Source organism: Streptomyces sp. NPDC031225 (assembly GCF_055570355.1).
In genome coordinates, this window is sequence record NZ_JBVIHJ010000009.1 from 236,712 (window position 1) to 252,703 (window position 15,992).

The 15,992-nt window shown below is 73.0% G+C and carries 12 protein-coding genes; 10 read left to right on the forward strand and 2 right to left on the reverse strand.

Features of this window, described 5'->3' with window-relative positions; all coding sequences use genetic code 11:
• The first annotated feature begins 34 nt into the window (after positions 1–34).
• Both ACZ48Z_RS18015 and ACZ48Z_RS18020 read left to right on the forward strand, forming a co-directional pair.
• Entirely contained in the window at positions 35–1,300 is a 1,266-nt protein-coding gene (locus ACZ48Z_RS18015) for a 6-phospho-beta-glucosidase (protein WP_468736810.1), read from the forward strand.
• Positions 1,291–2,262 carry an N-acetylglucosamine kinase gene (locus tag ACZ48Z_RS18020; protein ID WP_468736811.1) on the forward strand — a complete coding sequence of 324 codons (972 nt, stop codon included), beginning with the start codon at positions 1,291–1,293 and terminating at the stop codon, positions 2,260–2,262. Before ACZ48Z_RS18015 ends, ACZ48Z_RS18020 begins: the two co-directional genes overlap by 10 nt.
• Here the strand turns inward: ACZ48Z_RS18020 and ACZ48Z_RS18025 are convergent.
• Entirely contained in the window at positions 2,250–2,840 is a 591-nt protein-coding gene (locus tag ACZ48Z_RS18025; RefSeq protein ID WP_468736812.1) for a hypothetical protein, read from the reverse strand. The genes ACZ48Z_RS18020 and ACZ48Z_RS18025 overlap by 13 nt on opposite strands.
• Before the next feature lie 277 nt (positions 2,841–3,117).
• Between ACZ48Z_RS18025 and ACZ48Z_RS18030 the strand changes: the two genes are divergently transcribed.
• The 7 genes from ACZ48Z_RS18030 to ACZ48Z_RS18060 all read left to right on the forward strand — a co-directional run bounded on the left by ACZ48Z_RS18030 (position 3,118) and on the right by ACZ48Z_RS18060 (position 14,325).
• Positions 3,118–4,533 (forward strand): hypothetical protein, encoded by a 1,416-nt coding sequence (locus tag ACZ48Z_RS18030; protein ID WP_468736813.1) that lies wholly within the window; start codon positions 3,118–3,120, stop codon positions 4,531–4,533.
• Positions 4,534–4,547: 14 nt separating this feature from the next.
• Entirely contained in the window at positions 4,548–5,603 is a 1,056-nt protein-coding gene (locus ACZ48Z_RS18035; protein ID WP_468736814.1) for a glutamate ABC transporter substrate-binding protein, read from the forward strand.
• A 74-nt stretch (positions 5,604–5,677) separates the two neighbouring features.
• On the forward strand, positions 5,678–7,012 hold the full coding sequence (locus ACZ48Z_RS18040; protein WP_468736815.1) for a coiled-coil domain-containing protein: 1,335 nt from the start codon (positions 5,678–5,680) through the stop codon (positions 7,010–7,012).
• Positions 7,013–7,032: 20 nt separating this feature from the next.
• Positions 7,033–9,546, forward strand: coding sequence for a serine/threonine-protein kinase (locus ACZ48Z_RS18045; RefSeq protein WP_468736816.1), 2,514 nt, complete (start codon positions 7,033–7,035; stop codon positions 9,544–9,546).
• A complete protein-coding gene (locus tag ACZ48Z_RS18050; RefSeq protein ID WP_468736817.1) occupies positions 9,547–10,866 on the forward strand; it encodes a PP2C family serine/threonine-protein phosphatase in 1,320 nt (439 codons plus the stop codon).
• Positions 10,867–10,965: 99 nt separating this feature from the next.
• The gene (locus ACZ48Z_RS18055) at positions 10,966–12,312 is read left to right on the forward strand and encodes a vWA domain-containing protein (protein ID WP_468736818.1); all 1,347 of its coding nucleotides are present in this window, start codon (positions 10,966–10,968) and stop codon (positions 12,310–12,312) included.
• Between the two features lie 60 nt (positions 12,313–12,372).
• The gene (locus ACZ48Z_RS18060; RefSeq protein ID WP_468736819.1) at positions 12,373–14,325 is read left to right on the forward strand and encodes an FHA domain-containing protein; all 1,953 of its coding nucleotides are present in this window, start codon (positions 12,373–12,375) and stop codon (positions 14,323–14,325) included.
• A 30-nt stretch (positions 14,326–14,355) separates the two neighbouring features.
• On the opposite strand, the gene ACZ48Z_RS18065 is transcribed toward ACZ48Z_RS18060, so the two are convergent.
• The gene (locus tag ACZ48Z_RS18065) at positions 14,356–15,366 is read right to left on the reverse strand and encodes a methyltransferase domain-containing protein (RefSeq protein ID WP_468736820.1); all 1,011 of its coding nucleotides are present in this window, start codon (positions 15,364–15,366) and stop codon (positions 14,356–14,358) included.
• A gap of 68 nt (positions 15,367–15,434) precedes the next feature.
• On the opposite strand from ACZ48Z_RS18065, the gene ACZ48Z_RS18070 reads away from it, so the two are divergent.
• On the forward strand, positions 15,435–15,848 hold the full coding sequence (locus ACZ48Z_RS18070; protein WP_468736821.1) for a globin: 414 nt from the start codon (positions 15,435–15,437) through the stop codon (positions 15,846–15,848).
• Positions 15,849–15,992 lie beyond the last annotated feature (144 nt).

Here is a 15,992-nt window from a genome sequence, read left to right on the forward strand (position 1 = left end):
CCGCTCCCCACGCCCGGAAGCGAGGCAACCTTCAGTGAAACTCACCGTGGTCGGCGGAGGCTCGACCTACACCCCCGAACTCATCGACGGCTTCGCCCGGCTGCGGGACACCCTGCCCGTCGAGGAACTCGTCCTCGTCGATCCGGCCGCCGAACGCCTGGAGCTGGTCGGCGGCCTGGCCCGGCGGATCTTCGCCAAGCAGGGCCACCCCGGCCGGATCACCACCACCCACGACCTGGACGCGGGTGTGGACGGCGCCGACGCGGTGCTCCTGCAGCTGCGCGTCGGCGGCCAGGCGGCCCGCGAGCAGGACGAGACCTGGCCGCTGGAGTGCGGCTGCGTCGGCCAGGAGACTACCGGCGCGGGCGGCCTCGCCAAGGCGCTGCGCACCGTCCCGGTGGTCCTCGACATCGCCGAACGGGTCCGCCGCACCAACCCGGACGCCTGGATCATCGACTTCACCAACCCGGTCGGGATCGTCACCCGTGCCCTGCTGCAGGCGGGCCACAAGGCGGTCGGACTGTGCAACGTGGCGATCGGCTTCCAGCGCAAGTTCGCCGGGCTGCTCGGCGTCGCCCCCTCCGACGTCCATCTCGACCACGTGGGTCTCAACCACCTCACCTGGGAGACCGGCGCCCGGCTCGGCGGCCCCGAGGGCGAGGACGTGCTGCCCAAGCTGCTCACCGAGCACGGCGGGACGATCGCCGGCGACCTGCACCTGCCGCGTCCCCTCCTCGACCTGCTCGGCGTGGTCCCGTCGTACTACCTGCGCTACTTCTACGCGCACGACGAAGTCGTGCGGGAACTGCGCACCAAGCCGTCCCGGGCCGCCGAAGTGGCGGAGATGGAACGGCAGTTGCTGCAGATGTACGGCGACCCGGCCCTGGACGAGAAGCCGGGACTGCTCGCCAGGAGGGGCGGCGCCTACTACTCGGAGGCGGCGGTCGACCTGGCCGCCGGGCTGCTCGGCGGCGGCGGAAACCCGTACCAGGTCGTCAACACCCTCAACCGGGGCACGCTGCCCTTCCTGCCCGACGACGCGGTGATCGAGGTGCAGGCGGCGGTGGGTCCCAAGGGCCCGACCCCGCTGGCGGTACCGGCCGTGGACCCGCTGTTCGCGGGCCTGATGGCGCAGGTCACGGCATACGAGGACCTGGCGTTGACAGCCGCCCTGCGCGGGGGCCGCGACAGGGTGTTCAAGGCACTCCTCGCCCATCCCCTGATCGGCCAGTACGAGTACGCCGAGGGCCTCACCGACCGACTGATCGCACACAACCGGGAGCATCTCGCGTGGGCCTGACCGCATGCGTCCTCGCCGTCGACGCGGGCAACAGCAAGACGGACGTCGCGGTCGTGGCGGCCGACGGAAGCGTCCTCGCCACGGCCCGCGGCGGCGGGTTCCGGCCGCCGGTGGTGGGCGTCGAGACGGCGGTGGACACCGTCGCCGACGCGGTGGAGCGGGCCTTCGCCGCGGCCAGGGTGAGCTCGGTCGAGCATGTCTCGGCCTGTCTGGCCAACGCCGACTTCCCCTTCGAGGAGGAGCAGTTGGCGGCCGCGCTGGACACACGCGCGTGGGGCGCCGGCGTCGAGGTCCGCAACGACACCTTCGCCATCCTGCGCGCGGGCATCACCGAACCGCGCGGGGTCGCCGTGGTGTGCGGCGCGGGCATCAACTGCGTCGGCATGCGCCCCGACGGCCGTACCGCCCGCTTCCCCGCGCTCGGCCGGATCTCCGGCGACTGGGGCGGCGGCTGGGGGCTGGCCGAGGAGGCCCTGTGGCACGCCGCCCGCGCGGAGGACGGGCGGGGCGTCGGCACCGACCTCGCGCGTGTGCTGCCGCGCCACTTCGGCCTGCCGTCCATGTACGCCCTGATCGAGGCCCTGCATCTGGAGGACATCGCCCCCGCCCGCCGGCACGAGCTGACGCCGGTCCTGTTCGCCACGGCCGCCGCCGGCGATCCGGTGGCCCGCTCCCTCGTCGACCGCCTGGCCGACGAGGTGGTGTCCATGGCGACGGTGGCGCTGACCCGGCTCGACCTCCTCGACGAGGAGACCCCGGTCCTGCTCGGCGGCAGCGTCCTTGCGGCCCGGCACCCGCAACTGGACGACGGCATACGGGAACTCCTGGCCGGCCGCGCCCCCAAGGCCGTACCCCGGGTGGTGACCGCAAGGCCGGTCCTGGGTGCCGCACTGCTCGGGCTCGACCGGGCGGGGGCGTCCCCCCAGGTGCAGGCGCGGGTGCGGGCGTACTACGAGGCCTGAGCGAGCACCGCGTCGACCAGCGCGGAGACGGACGTGTCCGTCCCGACGTCGACGCGGGCCAGGTCCAGCCGGTCGACGGCCGCCACCATGAGTGACTGGTAACGCAGGCTCCGGGCCAGGAACTTGTCCATCAGCAGCCGCTCCTCCCGCGTCGCCTCGTCGTAGCGTCCGCCCGCACGGATCCGGGCGCGCAGGACCGTCTCGTCGGCGGTCAGCCACACCGCGGAGGCGTGCGGGGCGGCCAGGGTCGCGACCCGCTCCGGCCAGAGCGCGGACCCTTCGAGAACCAGGCCCGGTCCGGTGGCGTGCTCGCCGACCAGCTCCTCGATGCGGGGCCACAGCCGCTCGTAGTGGGCGAGGACCGAATCGATCAACTCGTCGACGCCGAGCGTCGCGTAGTGCTCGGCCACATGCGGCGGCACCTCCCGCTCCGGCGTGCGCCAGGGCCGTCCCGGATGTCTCGCGAGCAGATCCGTCGACCGGTGCTCGAAGCCGAGCCGGGCGGCGACCGCCGCGGCCGCCGTCGACTTGCCGGTGTGGGACGTTCCGCCGATCATCACGACACGTACTTCGCGCACGACGGCGACCCTACGCGCCCCCGGGGGAACCGAACCGATTCCCCCGGCGTATTCATGAGCGAGGGGTGGTGCGGGGGCGCGGCGGACCGTCGGGGGGCGATCCACCGCGATCCACTCCGGTCCGGTCCACTGCGATCCGATCAAGATCCAGCCAAGGCCGGTGCGGATGTCGGTCCCGGCAGCGATACTTGCGGCGACGGATGACCATGGGGGAGGTCAAACAGTGACACACCCGCCGAAGAGCAGTGCGGCGCCACCGGTTTCCGGGGTGCCCACGATGCCGGCCGTGCCACCGCAGCCGGGACCGCCGGCCACAGCCGCGCAGGCCCCCCCGCCCGCCCCGGTGCCGGACCCGGCACCCGCCCGTCGTACGGCCTTCGCCGAGGGCTTCGACCAGGTGCGCGCGGCCGCCACCACCGAACCGGGCCGGCTGCGCATCATCGGCGCGGCACTCGCCCTGCTCGTCGTCCTGTTCGGCGCGGTGACCGCCCTGCAGACCGACGACCGCGCCACCGCCGCGGACGACGTGCTCCACAAGAGCCAACCGCTCAGCAGCTCCGCCGCCGACATATACCTGTACCTGGCCGACGCCAACACCACGGCCTCCAGCGGCTTCCTCGCCGGCGGCCAGGAGACGGTCGGCTCCCGCGACCGGTACGAGAAGGACATCGACCGGGCCGCGGCCGGTCTGGTCAAGGCCGCCTCGAACTCCGACCCGGACTCCCCCGCGGCGAAGACCGTGGCCGAGCTCAACATCCTGCTGCCGGAGTACAAGGGCCTGGTGGAGCAGGCCCGTGCGTACAACCGCCAGGGCTTCCCGGTCGGCGGCGCCTATCTGCGGTACGCCAACGAGAAGATGCAGAAGGAGATGCTCCCGAAGGCGGAGGATCTCTACACGAGCGAGAACCAGCGGCTGCGCGACGACTACGCCGACGCCACGCCCTACCCGTGGGCCGCGATCGGCCTCGGTGTCCTGGCGCTCGCCGGTCTCGCCTGGGCCCAGCACCGCAACTACCGGCGCACCAACCGGGTCCTCAACCACGGCCTGGTCGCGGCCACCGCGACGGCCACCGTGGTGCTGCTGTGGCTGGTCGTCGGCCACACCGTCGCGCGCGCCGGCCTCAACGACTCCTACGACCACGGGGTGCGCTCGCTCAACGTGCTGCACGACGCCCGGATCGCCTCCCTGAAGGCGCGCGGCAACGAGAACCTCACCCTGGTGGGCCGCGGCGCCGAGACGGTCACGGTCACGGACAAGCAGGGCGAGAAGATCACGTACGACGCCTACGACTACGCCTTCGACAAGGACATGGACACCCTCGGCAAGGGCCTGGCCCAGGCGTCGAAGCTCGCCGACGACAGCAGCGGCAAGAAGCCGGTGACCGCGGCCGAGGGCAACATGAAGGTGTGGAAGGAGCGCCACACCGCGGCCCGCGAGCAGGACGACATCGGCAACTACGAAGAGGCCCTGCAACGGGTCATCGGCGGCAAGGGTGCGACCGGCGAGTGCTTCGACAGCGTCGACACCAACCTCGCCGACGCGCTGACCCATGAGGAGGCCGAGTTCCAGCGGTCGGCCGACGACGGTCTGGGCGCGATGACGGGACTGTCGGCGGGTGCCGCCGTACTGGCCGTGCTGGGCGCGGCCGGAGCGGTGCTGGGCATCGGGCGCAGGCTGTCGGAGTACCGGTGAGAGGGGGAGTGACGATGTCGGTACGAGCACGGGTGCGGGCCGGTCTCAGGGGCTGGGGCGGTGTGGGTGCGATGGCGGCCGTCTGCGCCCTGGTGCTCGCCGTCGCACTGCTGCTGCCGCTGAACCAGGGCGACGGCAGCACGGGCACCGGCGGTCCGGGCGCAACCCGCGCCGAGCAGGCCGCGGACGAGGGTCCGTGCGCGAACCCGGCGATCAAGGCGGCCCCGGAGAAGCAGACGCTGTCCCCGTCGAGCGCGGACGGCCCGACCATAGAGAAGATCAAGGCCCGCACGGGCGAGAGGCGCAAGCTGGTCGTCGGTGTCGACCAGAACAGCTACCGCTGGGGCTACCGCGACCCCAACGGCGGCCCCGACGCCGACCTGGAGGGCTTCGACATCGACCTGGTGCACCGGATCGCGAAGGACATCCTCGGCGACGCGAACGCCGTGCAGTTCAAGGCGATCCCCACCAGCCAGCGCATCCCGGCGATCCAGAACCGGCGGGTCGACATGGTCGTCCGCACGATGACCATCAACTGCACCCGGCTGGGCCAAGTAGCGTTCTCGGCACCGTACTTCAAGACCGGCCAGCAGGTCCTCGCCTCCAAGTCCTCGGACATCACCGGCTACAACGCAACACTCGCGAAGAAGCGGATCTGCACGGCGGAGGGCTCCACGGCCAACACCCAGCTGGTGGAGGACAGGAAGACGAGGAAGGCGCTCGCCACCGTCAGGATCTATCCTCCCGTCCCCAACCAGCTCGACTGCCTGGTCAGGCTCCAGCTCGGCGAGGTCGACGCCGTGATCACCGACGGCGCGCTCGCCGCCAGCCAGGCCGCGCAGGACCCCACGGTCAAGGTCGAGGGCGAGCCCTTCACGACCGAGTACTACGGCGTGGCGATGAGGAGCGACGCCGACGACCTGGTGCGCCGGGTCAACCAGATCCTGGTGGACTACCGCAAGGACACCACCGACGGCTGGCAGGCGTCGTACGACAGGTGGCTGTCCGCCACGCTGAAAGGCTCGGCGAAGTCGGAGCCGCCCCCACCGGAGTACCTGCGCAAGAGCTGACGCGTCCGCAACGGGCCGCCGGCAGCACCGCACAGTTCAACCACCCAGCAACCTTCAGCAGCGAGAGGTGATCGATGGGCGTCACGGGACCCCCCGGGCCGGTGATGGACCGGGACGAGGTGGACCGTGCGCTGGCGCGGCTCGGCGCGGAGCACGAGGCCATCGAGACCTCGCTCCTCGCCCTCCAGGACCACGCGGGCCGCAGACTCCTCGAAGGGGCCGCCCTCACCGGCGTCACCAAGGAGCGCTGGAGTTCCGCGGACGCCTCGATCACCTTGCTGTGGGCGTACTTCGACGCGTACGCGGACGCGATGCACTCCGCCCGCGCGATCCGTTCGCGTCGGCGCTGGTCCAGCCGTGAGGACCTGGTGGAGCTGACCGAGCTGCTGCGCGGTGAGGCGATCACCGTCGCGGGCTCGGCGACGGCCACCGCCAACGCGCCCACCCTGCACGGCGGTTCGGGCAAGCTCAGCGAACGCTTCTCGCTGGTGACGCTCGTCGAGCGGATGAACGAGCTGTACGCGACGAGCCTGGACATGGTCGTCGCCGCCGACGCGGTGTGGTCGGCGCTGCCCGCCCGTATCGACCTGCTGGCCGCCGAACTCCAGCGCACCCGCCGGCTCGCGCACTCCGTCGGCGTCCGCCCGGGCGAGCATCCGGCCGGCGACGACCTGGAGCGCATCACCCGCACGCTCACCTCGCTGCGCGAGCAGGTGATCTCCGACCCGCTCGCCTTCTGGCAGCGCGCCCAGGGCAGTTCGGCGCCCGGCGGCGGCAGGCCCGACACCACGGCCTACGACCGTGAGGCACGCGCCCTGGAGGACGTACGCCGGGAGATCGACGCCGTGCTCACCGTCCGGCAGGACGCGGAGGCCCGGCTGGTGAGGCTGCGGGACGTGCTCTCCCGCGCCGACCGCACCCTCGCCGAGGCCCGTACCGCGCGCGGAGAGGTCCTCGCGAAGATCGCCGCCACGGAGGTACCCGTCGTCGGCGGACCGCCGACCGCGCTCCAGGAGCAGCTGGCGACGGCCGCCGAGTACCGCAGACACGCCCAGTGGCACCGCCTGTCCCCGCTCCTGGAGTCCCTGGAGCAGAAGGCGGACGACGAACTGCTGCGCGCCCGCGAGTCGTTGACCGCGGTCACCCAGCCGCTGGCGGTCCGCGCGGAGCTGCGCGGCCGCCTCGACGCGTACAAGGCGAAGGTCGCCCGGCACGGCCTCGCCGAGGACCCGTTCCTGATCGAGCGGTACGACGCGGCCCGGCGGATGCTGTGGAGCGCGCCCTGCGACCTGCGGGTCGCCGAACAGACCGTGCTGCGCTACCAGCACGCGGTCGCCGAACTGCTGGCCACCCCGCGGGTGCCGCAGCAGAGCGGGCCCGAGGACCGTGGGGGCCCGGAGCGTGAGTGACAGAGGGGGGCAGTGACGTCATGAGTCAGGCACAGCAGTCCTGTCAGCGGCCCGACTGCGAGGGTACGTACGAGGACATGGGCGGCGGGGAGCTGTACTGCGACACCTGCGGCCTCGCACCGGTCGTCCCGGCCGGCGGCACCGCCTCCGGGGGAGGCCGGGTCGGCTCGGTGTCCAGCGGCAGCACCGGCGGCAAGGGCTCGCAGGGCAGCGCCGGTTCCCGCCCGACGGGCCGCGGTTCCTCGCGTACGTCCTCGCACTCCTCGAAGTCACGGCGCTCGGTGTCGGGGCGGCTGTCGCGCTCGGTCTCCGGGAAGTCCACGGGCCGTTCGGTGTCGGTGCGCAGCTCCGGCTCCTCCGCCGGTTCGACCGGCCGGGGGCGGCTCGGCGCGGGTCTCGTCGAGGTGCCTGGGGTGCCGCGGCCCGACCCGCGGGTGATGGTCCTGGAGAACCCGGAGGTGCCCGAGCGCAAGCGGTTCTGCTCGCGCTCCGACTGCGGGGCGCCGGTCGGGCGCTCGCGCGGGGACCACAAGGGGCGCACGGAGGGCTTCTGCACGAAGTGCGGCCACCCGTACTCCTTCGTGCCGAAGCTGAAGTCGGGCGACGTCGTGCACGGCCAGTACGAGGTCGCGGGCTGTCTGGCGCACGGCGGTCTCGGCTGGGTCTACCTCGCCGTGGACCGCGCGGTGTCCGACCGCTGGGTGGTCCTCAAGGGCCTGCTGGACACCGGCGACCAGGACGCGATGGCGGCGGCGATCTCCGAGCGGCGCTTCCTCGCGGAGATCGAGCACTCCAACATCGTGCGGATCTACAACTTCGTGGAACACCTCGACCAGCGCACCGGCTCGCTCGACGGCTACATCGTCATGGAGTACGTCGGCGGCAAGTCGCTGAAGGAGATCGCCAACGACCGCCGCACGACCGGCGGCAAGCGGGACCCGCTGCCGGTGGAGCAGGCCTGCGCGTTCGGCATCGAGGCCCTGGAGGCGCTCGGTCACCTGCACAGCCGCAACCTCCTGTACTGCGACTTCAAGGTCGACAACGCCATCCAGACCGAGGACCAGCTCAAGCTCATCGACATGGGCGCGGTGCGCAGGATGGACGACGAGGAGTCGGCCATCTACGGCACGGTGGGCTACCAGTCCCCGGAGGTCGCGGAGGTGGGCCCGTCCGTCGCCTCCGACCTCTACACCGTCGCCCGCACCCTGGCCGTGCTGACCTTCGACTTCCAGGGCTACACCAACGTCTTCGCCGACTCGCTCCCCGACCCCGACAACATCGAGGTCTTCCGCCGGTACGAGTCGTTCTACCGCCTGCTGGTCCGGGCGACGGACCCCGACCCGGCCCGCCGCTTCGCTTCCGCCCAGGAGATGTCGGAACAGCTGACGGGAGTCCTGCGCGAGGTCGTCTCCCTGCAGACGGGCCGCGCCAGGCCGTCCCTGTCGACCCTCTTCGGCCCCGAGATCCGGGTCACCGACGCGGAGTTGTTCCCGAAACTGGACGGGGAGGTCTCCCGGCTGGGGGGCCGGGTGACACCGGCGCGCGGCAAGGCCACCGCCGGTAACCAGGTCGTCGGCGCCCCCGGGGCCCTCGTCAAGCAGGCCGACGCGCCTCTGGCCGCGCTGGCGCTGCCCGTCCCGCACGTCGACCCCGCCGACCCCAACGCCGGTTTCCTCGCCGGGCTCATGACCACCGCGCCCGCCGAGCTGCTCGGGGCCCTCGCGGCCGCGCCGGCGGCGTCCGCGGAGACCCGGCTGCGGCAGGTGCGGGCCTGGCTGGAGAACGGCGACACACACACCGCGGACGAGGCGCTGCGGCACCTGGAGGACGAACGGCCCGACGACTGGCGGGTGGTCTGGTACCGGGGCGTCGCCGCCCTGGTGACCGGCGACCACGAGGCCGCCGCGCTCGCCTTCGACGCGATCTACGACGCCTTCCCCGGCGAACCCGCCCCCAAGCTCGCCCTCGGCCTGTGCGCGGAGGTGCTCGGCCAGCTCGACAACGCCGCCGAGTACTACGGCCTGGTCTGGGCGACCGACCCCAGTTATGTGAGCGCCGCGTTCGGCCTGGCCCGCGTCCAACTCGCGGCGGGGGACCGCCGTAGCGCGGTGAAGACGCTGGAGTCGGTGCCGGAGTCCTCCATCCACTACACCGCCGCCCGGGTGGCGGCCGTGCGCGCACGGCTGCGTGGACGCACCACCACCGCGGGGGACGTACCCTTCCTGGACGACCTGACCGCCGCCGCCGGGCAGGTCGAGGCGCTGGACGCGTACGGACTGGATCCGGCGCGGCGCGAGCAGTTGTCCGCGGAGGTGCTGGGCGCGGCCCTGGACTGGATACTCTCCGGTGGCCAGGAATCCGTGTCCCCCGCCGCCGGGGGACGGGCCTTGCTCGGCAGCGGACTGGACGAGCGAGGACTGCGCTTCGGCCTGGAGCGTTCGTACCGCACGCTGGCCCGGCTCGCGCAGGGCGGCGAGGAGAGGATCGACCTGGTGGAACGAGCCAACCGTTACCGCCCCCGGACGTGGGTGTAGTTGATGTCGCAGATGCCCCAGCAGACCGCACTGTCCAGGTGCCCGAGCTGCGAGGAACCCGTCGAGTCGGGCGACCGTTTCTGCGGTGCGTGCGGATACGACCTGTCCGCCGTGCCGGCGCGGCCCGAGGACAGTCCGACCATCGCCATGAACGGCGCGCCGCCCGGCGGCCCCTGGCCGCAGGTCCCGCACCCCCCGGCGGAGGTCCACCTGCCGGCCGGCCTGCAGGGCGCCGAGCCGGGCGGGCACGAACCGCCCCGGTCGGGGCCGGTCGTCGGATCGCCGGTCTCCCCCGTCTCCGGTGTGCGTTTCGACCGGCAGCCCGAGCCCGACGAGTACGTCCTGCAGGCACCCGACCCGCGTGTGGCGTCCGAAGCGGCCGCCCCGGCCGAGGGTGCCGCGGCGCAGACCAGCTGTGTGGCCTGCCGGGCCGGCCGGGTCGACGACGACGGTTACTGCGAGAACTGCGGGCACGCCCAGCCGCGTGAGCGCGACCACATGGAGCAGGAGGCCGGCCCGGTCGCCGCCGTGAGCGACCGCGGTCTGCGCCACCACCGCAACGAGGACGCCTTCGCCCTCGGCACGAGCGTCCTGCCCGACGGCTCCCCGGCGACGTTCGCGGTCGTCTGCGACGGCGTGTCCTCCGCGACCCGCCCCGACGACGCCTCCCTGGCCGCGTCCCGGGCCGCGTCCGACGCCCTGCTCACCGCCCTGCCGCAGGGCACGCACCCCCAGCAGGCCATGCACGAGGCGATCGTCGCCGCCTCCCGCGCGGTCAACTCCCTGGCGAACGAGCCCGCGACGGCCCGCGAGCACCAGCCGCACCAGAACGCCCCCGCGTGCACGTTCGTCGGCTCCGTCGTCACCCCGAGCCTGCTGGTCGTGGGCTGGGTCGGTGACAGCCGTGTCTACTGGGTGCCCACGGACCGCAGTTCGGCCCCCGCCCGGCTCACGGAGGACGACTCGTGGGCCGCGCAGATGGTCGCCGCGGGCCTGATGAACGAGGCGGAGGCGTACGCCGACGAGCGCGCCCACGCGATCACCGGCTGGCTCGGCGCGGACGCCTACGAACTCGACCCGCACACCGCTTCCTTCAAGCCGGACCGGCCCGGTGTGGTGGTGGTGTGCAGCGACGGCCTGTGGAACTACGCGGAGGCGGCCGAGGAGATGGCGCAGGCCGTGCCGCCCGACGCCGCCGCGCGTCCCCTGCACAGCGCCCGGGTCCTGGTCGGCCACGCTCTGGACGGCGGGGGCCACGACAACGTAACAGTGGCCGTCGTGCCGTTCCCGACCCCTCCGCAGGGGGCAGGATCGGCCTGAGGCCGTCAGTACGGGGAGCCTCGGCGGACCGGAGGGGACCGGTCCGCGATCGGTCATCGCCTCACGAAGGTGGGGTTCTTGAGGGGGATTTGAGTAGGTATGGCCAATTTCTCGAAGTCGAACGTGCCGCAGTTCTCCATGGACGTCTACCAGAACGAGTACCTGCCGGAGGGCGGCCGCGAGGTCAACGCGATCGTGACGGTGACCTCCACCGGCGGCGGCACGATCGGAGCCGCGGTCGGCGCAGCCCACCTCTGGTCGGCGGGACAGGGCCCGTCGGCGGCGGTGGCCCTCATGGTGGACTGCTCGGGGTCCATGGACTACCCGCCGACCAAGATGCGCAACGCCCGCGACGCCACGGCCGCCGCGATCGACACCCTGCGCGACGGTGTGCACTTCGCCGTGATCGGCGGCACCCACGTGGCCAAGGAGGTGTATCCGGGCGGCGGCCGGCTGGCGGTCGCCGACGCCACCACCCGTGACCAGGCCAAACAGGCCCTGCGCAAGCTCAGTGCGGGCGGCGGTACGGCCATCGGCACCTGGCTGCGTCTCGCCGACCGCCTGCTGTCCTCGGCGGACGTCGCCATACGCCACGGCATCCTGCTCACCGACGGCCGCAACGAACACGAGTCGCCGGAGGACCTCAAGGCCGCCCTCGACACCTGCGCCGGACGTTTCACCTGCGACGCACGCGGTGTGGGCACCGACTGGGAAGTGAAAGAAGTCACAGGGATCGCCTCCGCCCTGCTCGGCACCGCCGACATCGTCGCCGACCCGGCCGGTCTCGCCGCCGACTTCACGCAGATGATGGAGACGGCCATGGGCAAGGAGGTCGCGGACGTCGCCCTCAGGGTGTGGACCCCGGTCGGCACCACCATCCGGTTCGTCAAACAGGTCGCGCCCACCGTCGAGGAGCTCACCGACCGCCGCACCGAGGCGGGCCCGCGTGCCGGGGACTACCCCACCGGCTCCTGGGGCGACGAGTCCCGTGACTACCACGTCTGCGTCGAGGTCCCCGTCGCCCACATCGGCCAGGAGATGCTCGCGGCCCGGGTCTCCCTGATCGTCCCGCAGCCGGACGGCACCGCCCAGAACCTCGGCGCGCAGGGTCTCGTACGGGCCGTGTGGACCGACGACATGGTCGCCTCGACGTCGATCAACCCCCAGGTCGCCCACTACACCGGTCAGGCCGAACTGGCACAGGCCATCCAGCAAGGCCTTGATCTCCGCAAAGCGGGTGATATGGATGGAGCAACGGCCAAACTGGGCCGGGCCGTCCAGCTCGCGAACGACTCGGGGAACGCCGATACTGCGAAACTGCTTTCGAAGGTGGTCGACGTGGTCGACGCGACGACAGGTACTGTGCGACTGAAGGCGAAGGTCGCGGAGGCCGACGAGATGACTCTCGAGACACGGTCGACAAAGACAGTTCGTGTAAAGAAGTAAACAGTTCTCCGACATTTACCGACGTAGAAGTTCCCTGATCCGAGAGGGGGAAGCGCCGACATGCCGACCTGCCCGAACGGACACCAGTCGGGTTCCGACGACTGGTGCGAGGTCTGCGGTCACCGCATGGCCGGTGCCGTGCCTCCGCCTCCCCCGCCGCCGCCCGGTCAGGGTGGGGGCGGCTACGGCTTCCCGCCGCCCGGCGGTCCCGGTGGCCCCGGCGGCCAGCCCGGTGGACGTCCGCATCTGTCCGCCGTGCCCGACGCCGAGCCGGAGCTCTGCCCGCAGTGCCGTACGCCCCGTGAGGGCGGCGCGCCCTTCTGCGAGGAGTGCCGGTGGAACTTCCTGACGAACACGGCGACCTCGTACACCCCGGCCGCCCCGCGCCCGCCGGCCGGTTCCGGGGGCCCGCCCTCGCACTTCCAGCAGCAGCCCGGGCCCGCTCCGTCCTTCGGCGGCGGCGGTGACTCGTACGAGTACCAGGGCTCGCGCCCGTCCCAGGTGAACCGCCCCGCGGAACCGATCCCGTTCGGCTCGGAGCCGTCGGGCCGCCCGGGTCCCGGTGGTCCTGGCGGCCCTGGTGGTCCCGGTGCCGGCTTCGGCGGTCCTGGCGGTCCGCAGGGCTTCCCCGGCGACCCGTCGCGACCCGGTGGGCCCGGTGGCCCCGGTGCGCCCGACTCCTCCGGTTACCCGGGTAACCCCGCTGCACCCGGCGGCCCCGGTCCTTCCGGTTATCCCGGCGACCCGACCCGGCCCGGTGGCCCCGGTGGCGGCCCCGGTCCTTCCGGCCCCGGTGGTCAGCAGGGCTTCCAGGGGGACCCCGGACGCCGCCCCGGCGCACCCGGCCCCTCCGGTTACCCCGGCGAGCAGTCGCGACCCGGCGGTCCCGGTGCCCCCGGCGGTCCCGGTGCCCCTGGCGGTCCCGGCGGATACGGCTACCCCCAGACCAGCCCGGGTGGACCCGGCGGTCCCGGCGGCCCTGGTGGCCCCGGCGGATACGGCTACCCCCAGCCCGGGTCCGGCCAGGCCCCGCCCGGACCCGCGGGCCCAGGTGGTCCCGGTGGTCCCGGTGCTCCGCAGGGCTTCGGCGGCAATCCCCCTACCCAGCCCGGTCCCGGTGGCCAGCAGGGCTTCGGCGGCAATCCCTCGCAGCCCGGCCCCTCCGGCCCGGGCGGGCAGGGCGGCCCGGGTGGCCCGCAGGGCTTCCCCGGCGACCCGTCCCGCCCCGGCCCCGGCGGTCCCTCTGGCCCCGGCGGTCCGCCGCACTTCGGTGCCGACCCCTCCCGCCCGGTCCCGCCGCCCGCGGGCCCCGGTGCCACGAGCGGCGCCCCGCAGGGCTTCCAGGCCCAGGGCGCGTCCGCCCCTCCGGCCTTCCCGCAGGAGACCGGCCGTCCGCAGCAGGGCGGCTCACCCTTCGGCGGCGGAGGTGCCGACGACTGGGTCATCTCCCCGCCGTCCTCCAACGCCCCCGGCGGTCCTGGCGGTCCCGGCGGCGGTCCTGGCGGTCCCGGCGGCGGTCCTGGCGGTCCCGGCGGCTACGGCTATCCGCAGCCCGGCTCCACCCAGGCCCCGCCCGGGCCCCCCGGCCCGTCCTTCCCGCAGCAGCCCGCGACCTGGACGGCGACGATCGGCCCGGACCGCGACTACTTCATGGCGATGATGCAGCGCTCAGGACCCGAGGCCGCGGGCCTGAACCTGCCCGCGTACTCCCCCGAGCAGCAGCGCGCGCTCACCGGCAACCAGGTCACCATCGGCCGCCGCCGGCACTCCACCGGTGACACCCCCGACGTCGACCTGTCGGTGCCGCCGGAGGACCCGGGCGTCTCGCACCAGCACGCGGTGCTGGTCCAGCAGCCGGACGGCTCCTGGGCGGTCGTCGACCAGAACTCGACGAACGGCACGACGGTGAACGGCGGCGAGGAGCCGATCACCCCCTTCGTGCCGGTGCCGCTCCAGGACGGCGACCGGGTGCACGTGGGCGCGTGGACGACGATCACGGTCCGCAGGGGCTAGCAGAGACCGGGCGGGCGCAGGGCGGTCACGTCACCGGAGGGGCCAGGCATTCGGTCCCTCCGGGTCGTCCAGCCACGCCCACTCCCGGTCTCCGGCGACCGTGATGCCGTACCGCTCCCGGGGCGGCTGCCCCTCCCGCTCCCACAGCTCGTGGGCCTCCCGTGGTGCGAGGCTGCCGTGGCTCAGGGCCAGCAGGAAGCGGAACAGTTCGCTCTCCCGGGCCCGGCGCGGTACTCCGTCCAGTGCGACGGCGCCCTCGTCGTACCGGTCGGCGCCCCGCAACGGCACGAAGTAGGCGGGTGTGTGCAGGAAGCGCCCCTCGGCGTGGCTGTCGTTCCCCATGCCCCCGGGGGTCCCGGGCTGCCGTACGGTCAGGGTGATCAGGCCGGTGGCGAGCGGGGCCAGGATCCGCGTGCCGGGGCGGCACTGGGCGAGCCAGGCGGCCGGGACGGACGGCAGGGCGCAGGTGGCGATGATCCGGTCGAAGGGGGCGCGTTCGGGCACCCCGCGCGCGCCGTCGCCGGTGACGACGACGGGGTGGTACCCGGCGGCGGCCAGATGCCCGCGCGCCGCCTCGGTGATCTCAGGCTCCAGGTCGACGGTGGTGACGAGACCGTCGTCGCCGAGCCGGTGCGCGAGCAGCGCCGCGTTGTAGCCGGTGCCGGCGCCGATCTCCAGGACCCGGTCGCCGTCCCGTACCCGCAGCTCGGCCAGCATCATCGCCATCAGTGAGGGCTGGCTGCTGGAGGAGACGAGTTCGCCGTCGCGCAGCCGGGTGGCCAGCGGGGTGTCGGCGTACGCCCCGCGCAGCCAGCGTTCGCGTGCGCGCGGGTCGGGGTTCTCGCCCCACCGCCGCTCGTGGCCCCCTGCGACGCTGACGTGGTAGTACGGCACGAACAGGTGCCGCGGAACCGACTCGAAGGCCTCCCGCCACACCGGGTCGGCCGCCCAGGCCCCGCTCGCGTCGATCTCCCGCACCAGCGCGGTCCGCGCCGAGACGGCGAGTTCGGCGAGGTCCCCGTCGAGAGCGTGCGTGCCCATGTCTCCACTGTGCACCCTGGAAGGGGCGGGTCCTAAGCCTTGAGTCCTCGTCCACCCCGTCTGAGACCATGGGTCATGTGAAAGAGATCCGGCGCGGCACGCTGCAGACGCAGACCTTCTACGAGCAGGTCGGCGGGGAGGAGACCTTCCGCCGCCTCGTCCGTCGTTTCTACGAGGGCGTCGCCGAGGACCCCATACTGCGGCCCATGTATCCCGAGGAGGACCTCGGGCCGGCCGAGGAGCGGCTGGTGCTGTTCCTGATGCAGTACTGGGGTGGCCCCACGACGTACAGCGACAACCGCGGTCACCCCCGGCTCCGTATGCGTCACGCGCCCTTCACCGTGGACCGGGCGGCGCACGACGCCTGGCTCAGGCACATGCGGGACGCGGTCGACTCCCTCGGTCTGTCCGAGGAGCACGAGACGCAGTTGTGGAACTACCTGACGTACGCGGCCGGTTCGATGGTGAACACCGCCGACTGAACCCCTCGCGCCCTCCGGCCCCCTGAGGCCCGGATTCCGGTCGCTTTCCGGTTAAGGGTCGTCGAATTCCGGTCACGATCCGGTCAAGCCCGCGCTACAAGCGCTTACCCGTGGCCGCTCGCTCTGACATCCTCGCCCGGAGAC